2 pseudogenes are annotated in these 1,770 nt (G+C 61.4%); both read left to right on the top strand.

Annotation, left to right across the window (positions count from 1 at the left end):
* The first annotated feature begins 115 nt into the window (after positions 1-115).
* Positions 116-1,718, top strand: a pseudogene (gene istA, locus D6850_RS19180) (IS21 family transposase).
* Positions 1,678-1,770 (top strand): annotated as a pseudogene (locus tag D6850_RS19805) (ATPase); the annotation flags it as partial. The pseudogenes istA and D6850_RS19805, both read left to right, overlap by 41 nt.

Here is a 1,770-nt window from a genome sequence, read left to right on the forward strand (position 1 = left end):
TGTGAACCGGCATGCAAGATTGACCCCTGTATTGGGGTAATCGGCGTCCAAAAGTGACCCCCCTGATATTTCTGTTCAGAAGCTTCCTCGACGGATTTGAGGGAGCGAGTTGGGGATGTTGGTTGTGGAGACGATTGCGAAGATCAGGCGGGCGCATTTCATCCAGGGGAAGTCGATCAAACAGATCTGCCGGGAACTGCGGGTGTCGAGGAACACGGTGCGCAAGGTGGTCCGGTCGGGCGCCACCGAGTTCAGCTATGACCGATCCATCCAGCCCCGGCCCAAGATCGATCCCTGGCGTTCCGATCTGGATGAGATGCTGACCGAGAATGACCGGCAACCCAAGCGCCAGCGGCTGACACTGGTTCGGATTTACGAAGAACTGCGCAACCGGGGTTATGACGGCAGCTATGATGCGGTGCGGCGCTATGCGGCGCGTTGGTCGAAGGCGACCCGGGAAGCTTCCGCCGCGGCCTATGTTCCTCTGAGCTTCGATCCCGGTGAAGCCTACCAATTCGACTGGAGCCATGAAGTTGTTCTGATCGATGGCGTCACCACGACCGTCAAGGTCGCCCATGTTCGCCTGTGTCACAGCCGAATGCCGTATGTCCGGGCCTATCCTCGCGAAACGCAGGAGATGGTGTTCGACGCCCACGACAAGGCGTTCGCCTTCTTCGGTGGGGCCTGTGCGCGGGGCATCTACGACAATATGAAGACCGCCGTTGACGCGATCTTCATTGGCAAGGATCGGGCCTATAACCGGCGGTTCCAGCAGATGTGCGGGCATTACCTGGTTGACCCTGTTGCCTGCACCCCGGCTTCCGGCTGGGAGAAGGGGCAGGTCGAGAACCAGGTGGGGGTGATCCGGCGCCGGTTCTTCGTGCCGCGTCCCAAGTTCAAGTCCTATGCCGAGCTGAATGCCTGGCTGGAGGATCGATGCCTGGCCTATGCCAAGGCGAACAAGCACCCGGAGCTGCGCGATAGGACGATTTGGGAGGTGTTCGAAGAAGAGCGTCCGAGCCTCGTTCCTTATGTCGGTCCGTTCGATGGATTCCACGCGGTTCCTGCCTCCGTGTCCAAGACCTGCCTCGTGCGGTTCGACAAGAACCGATACTCGGTCGATGCCCGCGCCGTCGGGCGGCCGGTGGAGATCAGAGCTTACGCCGACCGGCTGGAATGCTGGCAGGGTGGTCGGATCGTCGGCAGCCATACCCGGGCCTTCGGGCGGGACAAAACGATCTTCGATCCCCTGCATTACATCCCCGTCCTGGCCCGCAAACCCGGCGCCCTTCGCAACGGGGCACCCTTCAAGGAATGGGCCCTGCCGGCGCCGATCATTCGACCATTGTCCTCGGACCAATGGCGGACAAGGTCTCATCGTGTGGCGCAAACTGGAACGCCAGCCGGGCGGCGACCGACAGATGGTCGACATTCTGAGCGCCGTGCTGACCGATGGCCTTGAGGCGGTCGAGGCGGCCTGTGCGGAAGCTCTGTCGCACAACGTCCATTCCGCCAGTGTCGTGCTGAACATCCTGGCCCGGCGCCGCGAGCCGCCACCGCCCCTGACAATTACAACGCCAGATGCGCTGAAGCTGGCCTGCGAGCCAATTGCCGACTGCAACCGATATGACAACTTGAGGAGAACACAGGATGGAACGCTCAGACGTGATCGACGCGATGGGGAAGCTGCGGCTCTACGGGATGAGGGCCGCCTATGACGAGGTGCTGACCACTGCCGTCAAACGCCAGCATGAACCGCAACAGATCATC

It is taken from the genome of Roseovarius spongiae (assembly GCF_003651245.1).
GTDB lineage: Bacteria > Pseudomonadota > Alphaproteobacteria > Rhodobacterales > Rhodobacteraceae > Roseovarius > Roseovarius spongiae.